Source organism: Rhizobium sp. RHZ02 (assembly GCF_014851575.1).
Lineage (GTDB): Bacteria > Pseudomonadota > Alphaproteobacteria > Rhizobiales > Rhizobiaceae > Rhizobium > Rhizobium altiplani.
This window is the reverse complement of sequence record NZ_JACUZX010000002.1, coordinates 450,534-467,377: the sequence shown is the minus strand read 5'-3', so window position 1 is coordinate 467,377 and position 16,844 is coordinate 450,534. Positions and strand designations below refer to the sequence as shown.

General features: G+C 61.7%; 18 protein-coding genes. 11 read left to right on the top strand and 7 right to left on the bottom strand.

Going from position 1 to position 16,844, the window contains the following annotated elements; genetic code table 11:
* Window positions 1-12: 12 nt before the first annotated feature.
* From argH to IB244_RS05090, 6 genes are all read left to right on the top strand, one after another.
* Window positions 13-1,413: an argininosuccinate lyase gene (argH, locus tag IB244_RS05115; RefSeq protein ID WP_113470285.1), complete on the top strand. Its 1,401-nt coding sequence runs from the start codon at window positions 13-15 to the stop codon at window positions 1,411-1,413.
* Between the two features lie 79 nt (window positions 1,414-1,492).
* Complete coding sequence (gene lptM / locus IB244_RS05110) at window positions 1,493-1,687, top strand: LPS translocon maturation chaperone LptM (RefSeq protein ID WP_018857791.1); 195 nt, start codon at window positions 1,493-1,495, stop codon at window positions 1,685-1,687.
* A 114-nt stretch (window positions 1,688-1,801) separates the two neighbouring features.
* A complete protein-coding gene (gene lysA / locus IB244_RS05105) occupies window positions 1,802-3,070 on the top strand; it encodes a diaminopimelate decarboxylase (RefSeq protein ID WP_018857790.1) in 1,269 nt (422 codons plus the stop codon).
* A 226-nt stretch (window positions 3,071-3,296) separates the two neighbouring features.
* A complete protein-coding gene (locus IB244_RS05100) occupies window positions 3,297-5,939 on the top strand; it encodes a TIGR02302 family protein (RefSeq protein ID WP_246734337.1) in 2,643 nt (880 codons plus the stop codon).
* A 118-nt stretch (window positions 5,940-6,057) separates the two neighbouring features.
* Window positions 6,058-6,390, top strand: coding sequence for a hypothetical protein (locus tag IB244_RS05095; RefSeq protein WP_018857787.1), 333 nt, complete (start codon window positions 6,058-6,060; stop codon window positions 6,388-6,390).
* Between the two features lie 169 nt (window positions 6,391-6,559).
* A complete protein-coding gene (locus IB244_RS05090) occupies window positions 6,560-7,009 on the top strand; it encodes a hypothetical protein (RefSeq protein ID WP_018857786.1) in 450 nt (149 codons plus the stop codon).
* 27 nt (window positions 7,010-7,036) lie between these two features.
* On the opposite strand, the gene IB244_RS05085 is transcribed toward IB244_RS05090, so the two are convergent.
* The 3 genes from IB244_RS05085 to IB244_RS05075 all read right to left on the bottom strand — a co-directional run bounded on the left by IB244_RS05085 (window position 7,037) and on the right by IB244_RS05075 (window position 8,860).
* On the bottom strand, window positions 7,037-7,396 hold the full coding sequence (locus tag IB244_RS05085; RefSeq protein ID WP_007789408.1) for a response regulator: 360 nt from the start codon (window positions 7,394-7,396) through the stop codon (window positions 7,037-7,039).
* A 138-nt stretch (window positions 7,397-7,534) separates the two neighbouring features.
* On the bottom strand, window positions 7,535-8,077 hold the full coding sequence (gene hpt, locus IB244_RS05080) for a hypoxanthine phosphoribosyltransferase (protein ID WP_018857784.1): 543 nt from the start codon (window positions 8,075-8,077) through the stop codon (window positions 7,535-7,537).
* Between the two features lie 75 nt (window positions 8,078-8,152).
* Entirely contained in the window at window positions 8,153-8,860 is a 708-nt protein-coding gene (locus tag IB244_RS05075) for a hypothetical protein (protein WP_192303272.1), read from the bottom strand.
* A gap of 148 nt (window positions 8,861-9,008) precedes the next feature.
* Here IB244_RS05075 and ftsE point away from each other — a divergent pair, with 148 nt between their 5' ends.
* The 4 genes from ftsE (at window position 9,009) to IB244_RS05055 (ending at window position 12,330) form a co-directional block, all read left to right on the top strand.
* Window positions 9,009-9,668, top strand: a complete 660-nt coding sequence (ftsE, locus tag IB244_RS05070) for a cell division ATP-binding protein FtsE (RefSeq protein ID WP_007528031.1) — start codon at window positions 9,009-9,011, stop codon at window positions 9,666-9,668.
* A gap of 55 nt (window positions 9,669-9,723) precedes the next feature.
* Window positions 9,724-10,671 (top strand): cell division protein FtsX, encoded by a 948-nt coding sequence (locus IB244_RS05065; protein WP_245267959.1) that lies wholly within the window; start codon window positions 9,724-9,726, stop codon window positions 10,669-10,671.
* 69 nt (window positions 10,672-10,740) lie between these two features.
* Window positions 10,741-11,448: a YdcF family protein gene (locus IB244_RS05060; RefSeq protein WP_192303270.1), complete on the top strand. Its 708-nt coding sequence runs from the start codon at window positions 10,741-10,743 to the stop codon at window positions 11,446-11,448.
* A gap of 84 nt (window positions 11,449-11,532) precedes the next feature.
* Entirely contained in the window at window positions 11,533-12,330 is a 798-nt protein-coding gene (locus IB244_RS05055) for a lysophospholipid acyltransferase family protein (protein WP_018857779.1), read from the top strand.
* A gap of 2 nt (window positions 12,331-12,332) precedes the next feature.
* Here IB244_RS05055 and IB244_RS05050 read toward each other — a convergent pair whose 3' ends face one another.
* Window positions 12,333-12,866, bottom strand: coding sequence for a gamma-glutamylcyclotransferase (locus IB244_RS05050; protein WP_113470283.1), 534 nt, complete (start codon window positions 12,864-12,866; stop codon window positions 12,333-12,335).
* A 51-nt stretch (window positions 12,867-12,917) separates the two neighbouring features.
* Between IB244_RS05050 and IB244_RS05045 the strand changes: the two genes are divergently transcribed.
* Window positions 12,918-13,913 (top strand): DUF2125 domain-containing protein, encoded by a 996-nt coding sequence (locus IB244_RS05045; protein WP_018857777.1) that lies wholly within the window; start codon window positions 12,918-12,920, stop codon window positions 13,911-13,913.
* A gap of 10 nt (window positions 13,914-13,923) precedes the next feature.
* Here IB244_RS05045 and IB244_RS05040 read toward each other — a convergent pair whose 3' ends face one another.
* The 3 genes from IB244_RS05040 to IB244_RS05030 all read right to left on the bottom strand — a co-directional run bounded on the left by IB244_RS05040 (window position 13,924) and on the right by IB244_RS05030 (window position 16,832).
* Window positions 13,924-14,853: a prephenate/arogenate dehydrogenase family protein gene (locus IB244_RS05040; RefSeq protein ID WP_192303268.1), complete on the bottom strand. Its 930-nt coding sequence runs from the start codon at window positions 14,851-14,853 to the stop codon at window positions 13,924-13,926.
* On the bottom strand, window positions 14,850-15,959 hold the full coding sequence (hisC, locus tag IB244_RS05035) for a histidinol-phosphate transaminase (RefSeq protein ID WP_112667918.1): 1,110 nt from the start codon (window positions 15,957-15,959) through the stop codon (window positions 14,850-14,852). Before hisC ends, IB244_RS05040 begins: the two co-directional genes overlap by 4 nt.
* Window positions 15,960-16,055: 96 nt before the next feature.
* Entirely contained in the window at window positions 16,056-16,832 is a 777-nt protein-coding gene (locus IB244_RS05030) for a class I SAM-dependent methyltransferase (protein ID WP_025661878.1), read from the bottom strand.
* Window positions 16,833-16,844 lie beyond the last annotated feature (12 nt).

The following is a 16,844-nucleotide window of genomic DNA, read 5'->3' as shown; positions in this document are numbered from 1 at the left end:
GCAGGCATCGTCATGGCCGACAGCACGGATACCAAATCTTCCAACCAGATGTGGGGCGGCCGTTTCGCCTCCGGTCCCGATGCGATCATGGAGGAGATAAATGCCTCGATCGGTTTCGACAAGAAGCTGTTTGCCCAGGACATCCGCGGTTCTATCGCCCATGCCACCATGCTTGCCCACCAGGGCATCATTTCGGCAGACGATAAAGACAAGATCGTCGAAGGGCTAAACACGATCCTGTCAGAGATCGAGAGCGGCAGTTTCGAATTCTCCCGCAAGCTCGAAGACATTCATATGAACGTCGAGGCACGCCTCGCCACGCTGATAGGCCCGGCCGCCGGTCGCCTGCACACAGCCCGCTCCCGCAACGACCAGGTCGCGCTCGATTTCCGCCTCTGGGTCAAGGAAGAGCTGCAGAAGACCGAGCAGCTACTGACCAACCTGATCGCCGCCTTCCTCGACCGCGCCGAAGAGCACGCCGAGACCGTCATGCCGGGCTTCACGCATCTGCAGACCGCCCAACCCGTCACCTTTGGCCACCATTGCATGGCCTATGTCGAAATGTTCGGCCGCGACCGCTCGCGCGTGCGCCATGCAATTGAGCATCTGGACGAGAGCCCGATCGGCGCGGCAGCGCTTGCCGGCACCGGCTATCCGATCGACCGCCACATGACGGCAAAGGCGCTGGGCTTCCGCGAGCCGACACGCAACTCGATTGACACGGTTTCGGACCGCGACTTCGCCATCGAGTTCCTGTCGATCGCCGCCATCGCAGGCATGCACCTGTCGCGTCTGGCGGAAGAAATCGTCATCTGGTCGACGCCGCAATTCGGCTTCGTGCGCCTGTCGGATGCCTTCTCCACCGGTTCGTCGATCATGCCGCAGAAGAAGAACCCTGACGCCGCTGAGCTGGTGCGCGCCAAGACCGGCCGCATCAACGGTTCGCTGATCGCACTTCTGACAATCATGAAGGGCCTGCCCCTCGCCTATTCAAAGGACATGCAGGAAGACAAGGAACAGGTCTTCGACGCTGCCGAAAGCCTGGAGCTGGCAGTATCAGCCATGACCGGCATGGTTCGCGACATGGCCGTCAACAGCGCGCGCATGAAGGCCGCTGCCGGTTCCGGGTATTCGACCGCGACCGACCTTGCCGACTGGCTGGTGCGCGAAGCCGGCCTGCCGTTCCGTGACGCGCATCACGTGACCGGCCGTGCGGTGGCGCTGGCCGAGAGCAAGGGCTGCGACTTGGCCGAGCTGTCGCTTGCCGATCTGCAGGCGATCAATGCCGGTATCACCGACAAGGTTTACGACGTGCTGACGGTCGAGGCATCGGTTGCAAGCCGCAAGAGCTTCGGCGGCACGGCGCCGTCGGAAGTGCGCAAGCAGATCGCCTATTGGCGAGCCCGCAACTGACCTCAACAATCAGGGTGCACAAGCTGGATAAACTTCGCTATGAAGGTGTCCACCAGTGCCGCTTCCCAAGAGGAATTCCATGCAGAAGAGCTTGCCGCAGATCGTCCGCCTGACGGTTGTTTTCGCCGTGATCGGCCTTGCCGTCGCCGGGTGCGGGCGAAAGGGCGATCTCGACCCGCCGAGCGCGAACGCAACGAAGACCGGTGACTCGTCCAAGCCGACGCCGCAGCCGGGCAGGGTCGACAGGCCCTTCATCCTCGATCCGCTTCTCTAAGGCACGCGGCGATCTTTCGGATTCGCCAGCAGCGCTTTAGCCTTTGTATTTATGCATGTCCTGATCCCGAAACCGGTTCCCACGTCGGGAGACATGCTTTGAGAGGCCACTGACGTGAACCATTTCGACTACCGCGACGGCGTTCTCTACGCCGAAAACGTTCCCGTTCCCGAGATCGCCAAGGCCGTCGGCACGCCTTTTTATGTCTATTCCACGGCCACTCTCGAGCGCCACTACCGCGTCTTCTCGGAAGCCTTCAGCGATGTCGACGCGATGGTCTGCTACGCCATGAAGGCGAATTCCAATCAGGCAGTGCTAAAGACGCTGGGCAATCTCGGCGCCGGCATCGACGTCGTATCCGAGGGAGAGCTGCGTCGCGCACTGGCCGCCGGCATCCCGGCATCGCGCATCATGTTCTCCGGCGTCGGCAAGACAGCGCGGGAGATGGACCTGGCCCTCGAGGCCGGCATCTATTGCTTCAACGTCGAGTCCGAGCCGGAACTCGAGATCCTCAACCAGCGCGCCGTCAGGGCAGGCAAGAAGGCCCCTGTCTCCTTCCGCATCAATCCCGATGTCGACGCCAGGACGCATGCGAAGATCTCGACTGGCAAGAAGGAAAACAAGTTCGGCATTTCCTGGGAGCGCGCCCGCGCCGTCTATGCCCGCGCAGCAAGCCTGCCCGGCATCGAAGTGACCGGCATCGACATGCATATCGGCAGCCAGATCACCGACCTGCAGCCATTCGAAGACGCCTTCAAGCTGCTGCGCGAACTGGTCGGCACGCTACGCGCAGAGGGCCACGATATCCATCACGTCGATGTGGGCGGCGGCCTTGGCATCCCCTACCGGGACGACAACAACCCGCCCCCATCGCCGGAAGCCTATGCTGCGATCGTCACGAACACTCTGCGCGACCTCAACTGCAAGATCGTCACTGAGCCCGGCCGCCTGATCGTCGGCAATGCCGGCATCCTGGTCACCGAAGTGATCTACGTGAAGGACGGCGGCGAGAAAACCTTCGTGATCGTCGATGGCGCGATGAACGACCTCATCCGTCCGACTCTCTATGAGGCCCATCACGAGATCCGCCCCGTAGTGATCTCGGCAGCGAACGCGCCGCGCATCAAGGCGGATATCGTCGGCCCCGTATGCGAAACCGGCGACTATCTGGCGCTCGACCGCGAAATGGCGATGCCGAAGTCCGGCGATCTCTTCGCCATCAGCACCGCCGGCGCCTATGGCGCGGTTCAGGCCGGCACCTATAACAGCCGCCTTCTGGTTCCTGAAGTGATCGTCAAGGGCAACGATTTCCACGTGATTCGCCCGCGCGGCACCTACGAAGAGCTCATCGCCCTCGATTCCATCCCGGCCTGGCTGGACTGATCACCGCCTGGCGGGGGCATCACTTTTTGGCGAAGAACCGTGAAAAACCGGCATTGGCTGGGGCTTGCCCTCGCCTTCGCCACAAAGAATGCTATCCTTGATCGAGAGCGAATTGCCCCGGCAATCGCCGGAAACGCCCTCCTGCTTTGAACGCCAGCGCGCGGAGAACGGATTGAACAAGAGCTCCAGCAAGGAGAAAACCGGAGCATTTGCCCTGAGGCCTTCCTTGGCGCGCCTGGTCGCGGCCAAGCGCTTTCTGGCGCGCCTGGTCCTGCTCTTCGAACAGATCCTACCTCTCCTGCTGCCGATTCTGTCGGTTGTGGCGCTCTACCTCACAGCGTCTTGGTTCGGTGTCTTCCGCTACGCGCCCGAATGGATTCGCGTGGCGCTACTGATCATTTTTGCGGTTGCCACCCTCGTCACCCTCCTTCCGCTGCGCCGGCTTCATTGGCCCGATGTGGCTGCTGCCGATCGGTTGCTCGAGCAGCGCAACGGCCTGCAGCATCAGCCTGTTGCCGTTCAGGAAGACGAACCCGCCACCGACACGCCTTTCGCCCGCGCCCTTTGGCGCGAACATCAGACGCGGATGGCGGAGAAGATCGCGGCGCTCGATACCGGCTTCCCACGCCCCGACATCGCCTCCCACGACCGGCTGGCCTTGCGTGCCATCCCGGCATTGCTTGTGGTAATGGCTTTCGCCTATTCGCTATCGACGAGCGGCGGTTCGATCTCGGATGCGCTGCAGCCGCGGCCCGCGCCGCAGGCAGTTGATCCTGCCGTGCGTATCGACGCCTGGGTCACGCCCCCCTCCTACACCGGTCGCGCGCCGATCTATCTGACGGCAAACGGTACCGAGCAGACGGCGATCCGCGTCCCCGAACTCTCGAGCCTGACGGTCCGCGTCAGCGGCGGAAAGACGGCGGAGAAGGTTGTCTTCCGGCACGAGAATGGCGAGGCCGAGGACATCACGCCTCAGAAAGCCGCCAAGCCCCCTGTTACGCCAGTGGCCACTCAGCAGGCCGACGGCACGGCTCCCATCAATCCCGCGCTGTCCGCCACGACGCATCTGATGAAGCTCGAGGAAAACGGCAGGCTCGAGGTCAACGGTCGCGCGTGGAGCTTCGACGTTATTCCTGACAAGGCGCCCGAGATCGCCTTCAATGGAATACCGAAGCCGACCGTCAACGGCGCTCTCGAAATCGGCTTCACGGTCAAGGACGATTACGGCGTGCAGGAAGCGCGCGCGGAGATCGTTCCTGTCGACTCCGACCCGGCCGCAACGCCGCTTTATCCGCTGCCGGACTTCCGCCTGGAGATCCCCCGCCGCAATTCGCGTGACTCCAAGGGATTGACCAGCAAGAACCTGACCGAGCATCCGCTGTCGGGCAAGCGGGTCCGCATCACCCTTATTGCCAAGGACGCCGCCGGCCAGACGGGTCGCAGCTCGCCCTACGAGATGACGATGCCGGCCCGCCCGTTCCACGAGCCGCTGGCCGCCGCCGTCGCCGAAGAGCGGCAGGTCTTTTCGCTCGACACGCGCAAGATGCTGGAAGCGATCACGCTGAACGAGGCGCTGACGCTGCGCCCGGAAGAGACGATCCCGAAGCTGACCAACTACCTGCTGCTGCAATCCGCTCTGACGCGGATGAAGCTCGCCAAGGGCGAGGAGGCGCTGAAGGATACCGCCGACCACCTCTGGGATATCGCTGTAGGCATGGAGGATGGCGATCTGTCGCAGGCAGAACGCAATCTGCGCAACGCCCAGCAGAACCTGGCCGACGCTCTCCAGCGCAACGCCCCTGATGCCGAGATCAAGAAGCTCATGGACGAGCTGCGCAAGGCGATGCAGGACTACATGAAGGAGCTTGCGCAGCGCATGCAGAATGCGCCGATGCAGCCGAACCAGAATGCTCAGAACATCCTTCGCCAGCAGGATCTGGAGCGGATGATGGACCAGATCGAGAATCTGGCGCGCTCCGGCAACCGCGACGCTGCCCAGCAGATGCTCTCCGAGCTGCAGCGAATGATGAACAACCTGCAGGCCGGCAGGCCACAGCAGGGGCAGCAGGGTCAGGACAACAGCCAGATGCGCCAGCAGATGGACAAGCTTGGCCAGATCCTGCGTGACCAGCAGAAGCTGATGGAAGAGACCTTCAAGCTGGACCAGCAGTTGAAGGATCGCATGCAGCGCGGCGATCCGAACATGGGGATGAACGATCCGCTGCTGGACGAGATGCCGATGGACAATGACGGCATGCAGCAGGATCAACAACAGGGACAGCAAGACCAGAGTCAGGACCCGAACCAGAACCAACAGCAGAGCCAGAACCAGCAGGGCCAGTCGCCTTCCGACCAGATGACGGCTGAGCAGCTGCGCGAAGCCTTGAAGCAGCTGCGTTCGCGCCAGGACGAACTTGGCAACCAGCTTGGCGAGCTGCAGAAGGGTCTCGGCGACATGGGCATCAAGCCCGGTCCGGGCTTCGGCCAGGCCCAGCGCGAAATGGAAGGCGCCGGACGCGAACTCGGTCAGGGTCACGGCGAACCGGCCATCCAGGGCCAGGGACGCGCGCTCGAGGCGCTCCGTCAGGGCGCGCGCGACATGATGAACCAGATGATGCAGGCCATGCAGGGCCAACAGGGACAAGGCCAGCAGGGCCAGGTCGGGCAAGGCAATCAGAACGGCCGCGACCCGCTTGGACGTCCACGCCGCGCCGAAGGCCCCGATTTCGGCGATCAGGTGAAGGTCCCGGACGAGATCGACGTGCAGCGCGCCCGCGAAATCCTGGATGCCATTCGCGAGAAGCTCGGCAACAACCCGCCGCAGGAAATCGAACGGCGCTACCTGGAACGGCTTCTGGACATTCAATAGCTCGGCTGTGCCAATTCAGGTCACAATAGCGTGAGATTCGCCACCTCCACGCCAGCACCCCCTATGTCTATTTTGACGCAGATCGCGCGTCGTTTGGGCACGAGTTGAGGGTATTTCCATGAAAACGGAATGGAAGCTGATCGCAGCTGTCGCTCTTGGATTCGGCATGGCTGCAAGCACGGCAAGTGCAATGGATATTGGTGGTTTCGCAACGACCAACAGCGGCGGCAGGACCCTTGCTGCCGACGGCTACGAATCGAGCCGAAGCTGGGGCGGATCGAACAGCTACCGACCGGCTCCCTACAGCATGGAGACAACGGGGAGCATTTCGTCCAGCCGCTCCAGGGCACGGCAACCCGTCAACTGTCCGCCGAGGCCGATTCCCGGCACGCTGCAGACGCAGGGCGGAAACAGCGGAACGACCATAAATCCCGCCTGCCCCGACTATTGAGAAGCTACGGGTTGGATCTTGCCAACGAGGCCATCGTCTCCATGTGGCGCGGCGAAGGCACGATCTGTGCGTGACTGGATGACAAACTTCAAGTTCCGCCACCGAGGCGAGTCCCGCCTGGCGAAAGCTTCGTCTTGTCACGCTGCAGCTGAATAACTATAGCGATTCGATGGCAATTCTTTTCAAGACCGTAATCGGTGAAAACGCGGCATTCGAGTTGATCGAGAATGCGCTCTCCCGTACCGGCGAATACGATGGCTACCTAAACGTCGTGGCTGACGAAGGCGAGAAGACTCTCCCTTGGTCACCCGGCATGCATGCCGAGCAGTTCCAGGCGGAAATCACGGAAATTCTCCGTTCGACCTGGGATATCTGCCGCTTCTGGGTGATCTACGAGCGGCGCGACGACCGGCAGGACGCCGAAGCCAACGCCATCCGCAACGCGGCGTTTAGGCTGACGCGCGGCTATGCCGGCGTCATCGTCGTGACGCTCAGCCTGCTCCACAAGCGCGACAGCCTGGCCGATATCGAACTGATCTTTGTATGTTTCCAGCAGGACTTCCAGCGACGCAATTTTCGCGTCCGCTATGAAGGCAAATTCATCCCCGATGAGGGCTGAATAGTCGAGATCATGCCGTTAGCCGCCTCAGGCGGCCAACGCACGCGCGACAGCCTTGCGGATATCGGGCAAGGCAAAGGGCTTCGAGACGACATCGACGATCTTCTCCGCCAAGTCGTCCGCGCGTTCGCGCTGTTCCGCGTAGCCAGTCATCAGCAGGATCTTCAGTGCCGGGAAGGCGGATTTTGCCTGATGCGCCAGTTCGATGCCGTCCATCACAGGCATGCGGATATCCGAGAGCAGCAGGTCGTAGACGCCGTCTCTGAGTTTTTCCAGTCCCTCCGCACCGTCAGCGGCTTCTTCGGTCTCATGACCGTCAAGACGCAAAGCGCGGGCTACGAAAGAGCGTAGGGAGTCCTCGTCTTCCGTAATCAGAATTTTTGCCATGGTGTGCATCACTCCGTTTCATGCCCCGCAACGGAAATCACACGAGTTTCCTTTGCGATCGGTAAACGGCAGGAAGGGATGGACGGGATGGTTAACAACCCGTCTCATCGTGGCACATTCAGGGTCAGGTCGTGATCCCTAGGCGTCGCCGGTGACGACGCCGACAAATGGGAGTTCGCGGAAGGCGTAGGCGACATCCATGCCGTAGCCGACGACGAAATAGTCGGGGCATTCGAAACCGACATAGTCGGCCTCGAGCTTTTCCTTGCGCTTGACGCTCTTGTCGAGGAGCACGGCGATGGTGACGTTGCGGGCGCCGCGCTCGTAGAGCAGTTCCTTGGCAAACAGCAGCGTACGGCCGGATTCCAGAATATCGTCGATCAGAAGAACGTCGCGATCCTTCACGTCGCTGTCGATATCCTTGACGATCCGCACGCCTTGCGAGACCGTGCCGGTGCCGTAGCTCGAGAGAGTGATGAACTCGACCTCGGGCGCGAGGCCGCTGTCATGCAGCGCGCGGATGAGGTCCGCGGCAAAGATGAACGAGCCTTTCAGCACCGCAATAACCAGCAGGTCCTTCGTCGGTCCCGATGCAATCTGCTTCGCCATGGCATGATTGCGTTCGGCAATCTGCTCGGCTGTGAAGAGTGGCTCGATGTTTTTTCCGCGCACGACGGGCATAAGCAGGCTTGCTCCATGAATAGAAGCACAAGCCGTTACCACAAACGGCGCGATGAAACACCCCTTTAGAGCCCTTCAGGGCATGAACGAAAGCCGGACTTCCGGCATTTTTCCACCGGTGTATTGGACTCTCGTAGAAAATCCGCGGCTTTGACCTGCGTAGATGACATCCACCGGCGGGTTGATGACGATGCTTGCGGTCAACTGCTCGCCGGCAAAAAAGTTGGCGCGGATGGGGCGAACGATCTGCGTCGTGCCGCTCTGGTTGTCGATGATGCCGTTGATCAGCAACACCTGCATCCCGTTTGCCTCGCGGGGCGTGATCGTGACATGCGAGAAATGCAGCGGTGCCTCTGCCGGTGCAGCGTCGCTTTCAGAGAGGCCGGAGAAGCCACCGACGATACCAAACACCAGCACCGAAAGCGCGACCACCAGGGCGGCGAAAGTCTTGACCGATGCCTGCTGCAGCCAGGCTTCGCCCGCTCGGACGAATGATTCCATCGAAGCTCGTGGGGACGTCGGCCGGAGCATCGAAGGCGCCGGGGGACGTCGGCGATTGCCAGTGAAGCTCCGGGCATCAAAGGCCTGGGAGCGGTTGTTGATCACTACGAATTCGGCATCGGCCACATCGGCTGGGCGGGCTCGGCGGGCCTCGCGCTTGATCGGCTCGGGCGGCAGAAAATCATAGCTGCGGCCGGGCGCCTGGCGTCTGAACGAGGAGGAGGTCATGATGACGGCCTTTCCGGTGTCCACATGGTTTCGAGCCGGACGGAAATCCGGCATTGAAACGAATCCTCCTCAGTCGTAAATTTTAATGGTTAATGCTTCGCAAAGATCGCCATCAAAGCGGCGTCTTTCCGATAAATTTACTGGTTGTTAATGCTGTTGGTTAACAAGTCGTGCGGTGAACAAACAAAAGACTGATCTATCGTTGATCCACTTCGAAAATGTCGGTTTGCGCTATGGGATGGGCCCGGAAATTCTCCGGGACCTGACGTTCGACATTCCGAAGAAATCGTTTCAGTTCCTGACCGGCCCCTCGGGCGCCGGCAAGACCACCTTGCTCAGGCTGCTGTTTCTATCGCTGCAGCCAACCCGCGGGCTGATCCGCATGTTCGGACGCGACATTTCCGATATCCCGCGGCCCGAGCTGCCGCTGCTGCGGCGCCGCGTCGGCATCATCTTCCAGGAATTCCGGCTCCTCGACCACTTGACGACCTATGAGAACGTGGCCCTCCCGCTGCGCGTTCGTGGCAAGGACGAGAGTTCCTACAAGACCGACGTGCTGGAACTTCTGAAGTGGGTCGGTCTCGGCGAGCGCATCAACGTTCTGCCGCCGGTGCTATCGGGCGGCGAAAAGCAGCGCGCCGCGATCGCGCGGGCCTTGATCGACCGTCCCGAGATCCTGCTTGCCGACGAGCCGACCGCCAACGTCGACCCGCCGATGGCCCGCCGTCTGCTCAATCTCTTCCTTGAGCTTAACCGTCTCGGAACGGCCGTTGTGATCGCCACCCACGATCTGGCCCTGATGGACCAGGTTGAAGCCCGCCGTATGATTCTCTCGGAAGGGCACCTCGATATCCATGACTAAAGCAGCGCCCAAACCGCCGGCGGAGGCCGCCCCGAAAGGTCAGAAGCGGCCGGAGATGAAGGTGCGGCCGACGGCGCCGATCCTGCCGTCTGCCAACATTCAGGGCAATGCGCTAATGGTGGTGATCGCCATCATGGCCTTTCTCGCCTGCCTGACGCTCGGCGGCGTCAGCATGGTGCGTTCCACAGCGGCGAGCTGGGAGAGCCAGATTTCCCGCGAGATCACCATCCAGATCAGGCCCGATGAGGGCTTGGACATGGAAAAGACGTTGGCGCAGGCGCGCGATCTCGCTCTGACATTCGTCGGCACCAAGGACGGTCAGATCGTCGACGAAGCGGCAACCGCCCGCCTACTCGAACCCTGGCTCGGCACAGGGCTCGACATCAAGGAACTTCCGGTCCCGCGGCTTGTCATTATCACCATCGACGAAAGCAACCCGCCCGATTTCGAGGCAATGCGCTCCCTGCTCAAGGGGAGCATTCCGCAGGCTTCGCTCGACGATCACCGCACCTGGGTCGACCGTCTGGTGTCGATGGCCCACACGACGGTCATGATCGGCACCGGCATCTTGCTGCTTGTCTTCTCGGCCATGGTACTGACAGTCGTTTTCGCAACCCGAGGAGCTCTCTCTGGCAACCGCCATATCGTCGAGGTGCTGCATTTCGTTGGCGCCGAAAGCTCTTTCGTCGCCAACGAGTTTCAGAAGCACTTCCTGAAGATCAGCCTGAAGGGATCGGCGGTTGGGAGCGCCCTTGCAGCGCTGTTCTTCCTCACCGCCGGCTTCTTGCAGAGCCGGACCTTGGCGACGCCGCAGACGGACCAGGCCACCGCGCTCTTTGGCACGTTCTCGGTCGGCGCGCTTGGCTATCTCGGCATCTTTGCGACCATGATCGTCATCGCCCTGCTGACGACCTTCACGGCACGGCTGACGGTGATGCGGACGATTTACGAGATCGATACGTTGCGTTCCGACCCGACACGGGCGGATGGGCTCGTGAATTAAGCTTGTCATGCCTTTTTTGCCATGAAAGCGTCTGTTCGCCGCCGCAATCTGCATATATTTTTCCGATTCATGAGCATGGGACACATTCCGCGCACCCCGATTCGCCCTGGAACGGAGCTTCTTCGCTCCGACGGGCGACCTGTTCGCGGCCCCGTGCGACGCATGCTGCGCTGGGGCGGCATGGCCTCCATCCTTGCCATCGCCCTGATTTTTGGTGGGTTCCTGCGCTTTGCCGATTCCGTCACGACCCTGAAACCTCCGCTTGACCCACGGGCAGACGCAATCGTCGTTCTGACGGGTGGCTACCAGCGAATCGACCAGGCCGTCGAACTGCTGCAGAAAGGCGCCGGAAAACGCCTGCTGATTTCGGGCGTGCATCCGACAACCACGCCGAAGCAGATCCGCAGGATGACCCAGGCCTCGCCGGAACTTTTCACATGCTGCGTCGACGTCGGCTACGACGCACTCGACACGATCGGCAATGCCCAGGAAGCATCGAACTGGATCCACCAGCGCGGCTACAAGAGCGTCCTCGTCGTCACCAACAACTACCACATGCCGCGCAGCCTGGCGGAACTCGCTTATGTCGACGCCGAAACGCAGTTCATTCCCTACCCCGTTGTGAATACGGACCTGAAGACCAGCGACTGGTTCACCGATCCCAACGCCGTCCGGGTCATGCTCGCCGAATATGCGAAAGTGCTCTTCGCCGGCGCGCGCAATCTGACGGGACTTGGCCGCCACCCTGGGCTCCGCTCGGCAGGCGTCTCCGGCTAATGCCGAGGGAAACCTTTTTCTGAACGCCAATATCGTGTAGGAGGGCGCAACCGCCTCTTGCGGACATTGGCCTCGGGAAAATTTATGATCGCCCTGCGTTCCGTTCTCTTCAACACGATCTTCTACGCCAACCTCATCGTTCGCATGATCGTGCTCTCCCCCTATTATTTCGTCGCGCCACGCAAGGACGCCTACCGCATACCGAAGAACTGGGCACTGTCGAGCCACTGGCTGATGGAGAAGATCGTCGGCACGACCTTCGAGATCGAGGGCATGGAGAATCTGCCCGATGGCGGCTATATCCTGGCGCCGAAGCATCAGTCGTTCTGGGATACCTATGCCCTGCTGCCGTGGCTCAAGGATCCGGTCTACATTCTGAAGCGAGAGCTGATGTGGATCCCGCTCTTCGGTTGGTATGCCAAGAAGCAGCGGATGATCCCGGTCAATCGCGGCGCCCGCGGCAAGGTGATGGTCGAGGCGTTGAGGCGAACCAAGGAAGAGCTGGCAACCGGCCGCCAGCTGATCATTTACCCCGAAGGCACGCGCCGCCCGCCCGGTGCCGAACCGCTCTACAAATACGGCATCGCCCGCATGTACCGCGACCTGCAGCTACCGGTCGTGCCGGTCGCCATGCACCCCGGCCTGTTCTGGCCGCGCCGCAGCACGTTGCGCTACCCCGGTCACTTCAAGGTGCGGATCCTGCCGCCAATCCAACCCGGCATGGACCCCGATGCCTTTTTCGCGCATCTGATCGAGGTGACCGAGAAGGCGAGCGATGAACTGCTGGTCGACACGGTCAAGCGCAACCCGAACCTGCCGCTCCCGCCGACCGCCGCTCGTCGGCTCGCGGAATTGCAGAAAGCGAAGGCAACGACGGCCTGAACTCAGGCCGCGTTTCTTAGTCGTTCCACTTCGCCGACCACCTGCTCCAGCCAGTGGTCGCGAATGCCCATTTCCCGCAGGTGTGCCAGCGTATTGAAGACATAGGCGTCGTTCGGCCCTGATCGGCCCTCCGCACCGTGGACAACGTGCGCCGCCGCGATCGCGTCGAGCCCACCGGCATATTGCGTATGCGCTCGATCGACGACGTAGGCGACCGCCTTGCTGCTCCGGCCGTCCCCCAACTGGAGGGGCAGGCAACGCTCAAGATAGACGTTGGTTACGAGCTCGCGCTCCCTCAGATAGTCGATTGTCTCGCCCCACTGATCCGGCGCGATCCGAAAGGCCATTCCACGGCAGGAACCACCACGATCAAGGCCGAGCACGAGGCCCGGTTTCTGCTGCGTGCCGCGATGCACCCAGGAATGCACGCAGAGCGACCGTCTATAGCCATAGACAAGCGCCTGAGAACGCTCCAAAAATTCGAAGCCCGGATTCCACATCAGTGATCCGTAGCCAAACACCCAAAATTCGTCCATATCGCACGCCAGACCCACATTCCCACTCGCGCGTCACCTTTGGAGAACATCATGGCAGCGTCAAGCCCATCCCGCAGCGGCAGAAAATTCTGGTGGCTCGGCTGCATCCTCCTCCTGGTGATCGCGCTTTATACGAGTGGCTGGTTCTATGCCGCCGCGCAGCTGAAAACGACGGTGCTGAAGGCGATCGCGCCGGGCAACACCGCAGGCGTCACCGCCGAATGCGCCGATATCGACTTCCGCGGCTATCCGTTCCGGATCGGCCTGTTCTGCTCGAAGGTCGATGTCGATGACAACGTCAACGGCGTGTCGGCGAGTTTTGGCGAGCTGCGCTCCGCAGCCCAGGTCTATGCTCCAGGGCATATCGTTTGGGAACTCGACTCGCCCGCCGAGATCCGCACCGCCCACGGCCTGACGCTCAATGCCGAATGGGCAAACCTGCAATCCAGCCTGATCACCAAGCTAAAGGGCATCGACCGCTCCTCCACCATCATCGACGGGCTCAAGGGGACGGCGGCTTCCCAGACCGGCCAGACGATCAATTTCGACGCTGCTCACACGGAGATCCACCTTCGCCAGAACAACGGCGACCTGGATGGCGCGATCTCGCTGAAGGATTCCAATACCGCCATCAAGGACTGGCCGGCATTCCCGAAGCTCTCGGCGAGCGCCGACGTGACGCTGGCCGGCAAGGCCGGCATGATCGACGGCAGCGACCAAAAGGGCCTCTACGGCGCCAGCGGCGAACTGCGCAAGGTCGTGGCCGACATCGGCGACGGCAAGGTCATGACCCTGAGCGGCCCCTTCTCCTTCGACGAGGAGGGCTATCTGTCGGGCAAATTCAAGCTGGAGATCGAACAGCTCGGCCCCTGGCGCGACAGCGTCAAGCAGACCTTCCCTGAAATCGCCAAGACGGTCGACACTGCCGCCAAGCTGCTGAAAGCTTTGGCGGGCGGCGGCGACAAGGTTTCCGTCGATCTCGTTGTAGCACGTGGCAATGCCACGGTCGGCGGTTTCATTCCGTTGGGATCGATCCCGCCGATCTGAAATAGAGCCTTCAGGCTTTCTTTTCGAGCGGATGCGGACGGCCGAAATCCGGCGCATCGACGTCCTGGCCGGCCTGGATGATCGAACGGCGGATGGCACGCGTGCGGGTGAACAGATCGAAGATCTTGTCGCCCTCGCCCCAGCGAATGGCCCGCTGCAGATAAGCGAGGTCCTCGGAGAAGCGCGCCAGCATTTCGAGGATCGCATCCTTGTTGTGCAGGCAGACGTCGCGCCACATCGTCGGATCGGAAGCGGCCAGACGCGTGAAGTCGCGGAAGCCGGACGCGGAATACTTGATCACTTCCGATTCCGTCACCGCCTCGAGATCATCCGCCGTGCCGACAATGTTGTAGGCGATGATGTGGGGCAGGTGTGAGACGATGGCGAGCACCTTGTCGTGGTGCTCGGGATCCATCTCGTCGACCTTGGAGCCGAGCGTTTCCCAGAACCGCCGCAACTTTTTCAATGCCGCTTGGTCGGTTCCGGCGATCGGGGTGAAGATGCACCAGCGCCCTTCGAAGAGCCCGGGAAATCCGGCGTCTGGGCCGGACTTCTCCGTGCCGGCAAGAGGATGGCCGGGAATGAAATGCACGTGCGGCGGCATATGCGGCTGCATTTGGGCAATGACGGATGCCTTGGTCGAACCGACATCGGTGACGATGGCACCGGGCTTCAGGCTGCCGGCGATTTCTTTCGCCACGCTCTCCGACGCGCCGACGGGAACCGACACGATCACCAGGTCCGCATCCTTGACGGCCTCTGCCGACCAGGTCGTATAGCGATCGCCCAGGCTCAACTCCTCCGCTCGCTTCAGCGTTTCGGCGCTGCGCGTCGAGATGACGATCTCACCTGACAGACCGAGCCGCCTGATATCATAGGCCAGCGAAGAGCCGATCAGGCCGATCCCGATCAGCGCAATGCGATCGAACTGCACCGTCATGACTTGCGTCCCATGAACTCGCCGAGCGCTTCGATGACGCCACGGTTCGCCTCTTCCGGACCGATGCTCATGCGCAGCGCGTTCGGGAAGCCGTAGCCCTTCACGGCGCGCAGGATGTAGCCGCGGCTGGTCAGGAACTCATCGGCTTCCGGCGCGCGCTTGCCATCAACATCCGGGAAGTGGATGAGCACGAAGTTGGCGACCGACGGTGTCACCTTGAGGCCGAGAGCCTCGAGCGCACCCGTCAGCTTCTCGATCCACATCTGGTTGAAGGAGGCGGCCTCCTGCGTGAATGCCTGGTCGCGAATGGCCGCGGCACCCGCTGCAATGGCCGGCGCGTTCATGTTGAACGGGCCGCGGACGCGATTGACCGCGTCGATGATGTCTGCCGGCGCATACATCCAGCCAACGCGAAGCGCGGCCAGGCCATAGACCTTGGAGAAGGTACGGGTCATGACGACGTTGGCATTCGACGAAACGATCTCGATGCCGGCCTCGTAGTCGTTGCGGCGGACATATTCCGCGTAGGCGGCATCGAGCACCAGAACGACCTGCTTCGGCAGGGATGCCTGAAGACGGCGGATTTCGCTGACCGCAACATAGGTACCCGTCGGATTGCCGGGATTGGCGATGAAGACGATCTTGGTCTTCGGCGTAACGGCCGCCAGAATGGCATCGACGTCGACCGTCTGATCCTTCTCCTTGACGACGACAGATGTCGCACCCGCGCCCATGATCTGGATCTTGTAAACGAGAAAGCCGTGCTCGGTGATGATGCCTTCGTCGCCAGGCCCGAGATAGACATGGCAAAGCAGGCCGAGCAACTCGTCCGAGCCATTGCCGCACATGATGTTGGCGGGGTTCAGACCATGCACAGCCGCGATCGCCTCACGAAGTTCCGTCGCCTGGCCATCAGGATAGCGCTCGAGACTGCCGGCAGCATTGCGGAAAGCTTCGATCGCCTTCGGGCTCGCGCCAAGGGGTGTTTCATTGGAAGAGAGCTTGTAGACGCGGGCAACGCCCGGCGCATGTTCCTTGCCCGGCACATAGGCTGCGATATCCAGAATACCGGGACGCGGAACGGGCTTGCTCTTCTCTTCGCTCATGGGATCGACCTTGGAAATACCGGGAAAATTCGGCTGAAATTGCCCCGTGGCAATAGAACGGAACGGCGCCCTTGTCGAGTGCCACGGCTTTAGGCTCTAACGACTGCGCGTCGTTGGAACGCCGTGCGGCGCCAGAACCGGTACGAAGACGCGCCGCGAGGCGCGGGCGGCAACCGGCAGGCCCTGATAGAGCCGCTTCTGCGCCTCGACGATAATAACGCCCGAGAATGCCGGCCATAAGGCGCGTCCCACGCGGTCGAAGACACTGCGCAGGCTCATCATCGTGCGCAGCTTCGAGGGTGGAAAGAACAATGCTTCCGCCGTCGCGCCGGGCGTGAAATTGGTCTCGCGCAGAAGGCTCGTCAGCTGCCCTCGCGAATAGGGGCGTCCAGAGCCGAACGGTGTGTGTTCCATGCGCGCCCAAACACCGCGGCGGTTCGGGACGACGATGACCAGCCGTCCGCCTGGCGCCAATACGCGCCACAGCTCCTTCAGGGTTTCCCGCGGGCTTTCGGCGAATTCCAGGGAATGGACCATCAGCACCCGGTCAATCGAGGAATCCGGCAGTGGCAATTCCTCGTCGAAGATCAGGGCGGTCGAGGAAAGAGCGCCTACCGGCCAGTTCACCGCCCCCTGCCCGGCCGGCATGAAGGCAAAGGTTCGCTCCGTGTCGGGTTGAAAGCGATCGAGGAAGGGAACCACGTAGCCGAGGCCAACGAGACGCTCCTGCGGTAGCCGCACCCAAAGCGACGAGAGGGCCATAGCGATCGAGTGCTCGGCAATGCGCCCGAGGTCGGAATGATAGAACTGGCGTAGGTCGACAATATCAGCGTGCATCAAGGCAAATGTTATCAGTGCACGGTTGGACTTCAAGGCGCGACCCTC

Coding starts and splice junctions, on each gene's coding strand:
- argH (WP_113470285.1), top strand. CDS start 13: ATGGCCGACAGCACGGATACCAAATCTTCCAACCAGATGTGGGGCGGC.
- lptM (WP_018857791.1), top strand. CDS start 1,493: ATGCAGAAGAGCTTGCCGCAGATCGTCCGCCTGACGGTTGTTTTCGCC.
- IB244_RS05095 (WP_018857787.1), top strand. CDS start 6,058: ATGAAAACGGAATGGAAGCTGATCGCAGCTGTCGCTCTTGGATTCGGC.
- IB244_RS05090 (WP_018857786.1), top strand. CDS start 6,560: ATGGCAATTCTTTTCAAGACCGTAATCGGTGAAAACGCGGCATTCGAG.
- IB244_RS05085 (WP_007789408.1), bottom strand. CDS start 7,396: ATGGCAAAAATTCTGATTACGGAAGACGAGGACTCCCTACGCTCTTTC.
- hpt (WP_018857784.1), bottom strand. CDS start 8,077: ATGCCCGTCGTGCGCGGAAAAAACATCGAGCCACTCTTCACAGCCGAG.
- IB244_RS05075 (WP_192303272.1), bottom strand. CDS start 8,860: ATGCCGGATTTCCGTCCGGCTCGAAACCATGTGGACACCGGAAAGGCC.
- IB244_RS05065 (WP_245267959.1), top strand. CDS start 9,724: ATGAAGGTGCGGCCGACGGCGCCGATCCTGCCGTCTGCCAACATTCAG.
- IB244_RS05060 (WP_192303270.1), top strand. CDS start 10,741: ATGAGCATGGGACACATTCCGCGCACCCCGATTCGCCCTGGAACGGAG.
- IB244_RS05055 (WP_018857779.1), top strand. CDS start 11,533: ATGATCGCCCTGCGTTCCGTTCTCTTCAACACGATCTTCTACGCCAAC.
- IB244_RS05050 (WP_113470283.1), bottom strand. CDS start 12,866: ATGGACGAATTTTGGGTGTTTGGCTACGGATCACTGATGTGGAATCCG.
- IB244_RS05045 (WP_018857777.1), top strand. CDS start 12,918: ATGGCAGCGTCAAGCCCATCCCGCAGCGGCAGAAAATTCTGGTGGCTC.
- IB244_RS05040 (WP_192303268.1), bottom strand. CDS start 14,853: ATGACGGTGCAGTTCGATCGCATTGCGCTGATCGGGATCGGCCTGATC.
- hisC (WP_112667918.1), bottom strand. CDS start 15,959: ATGAGCGAAGAGAAGAGCAAGCCCGTTCCGCGTCCCGGTATTCTGGAT.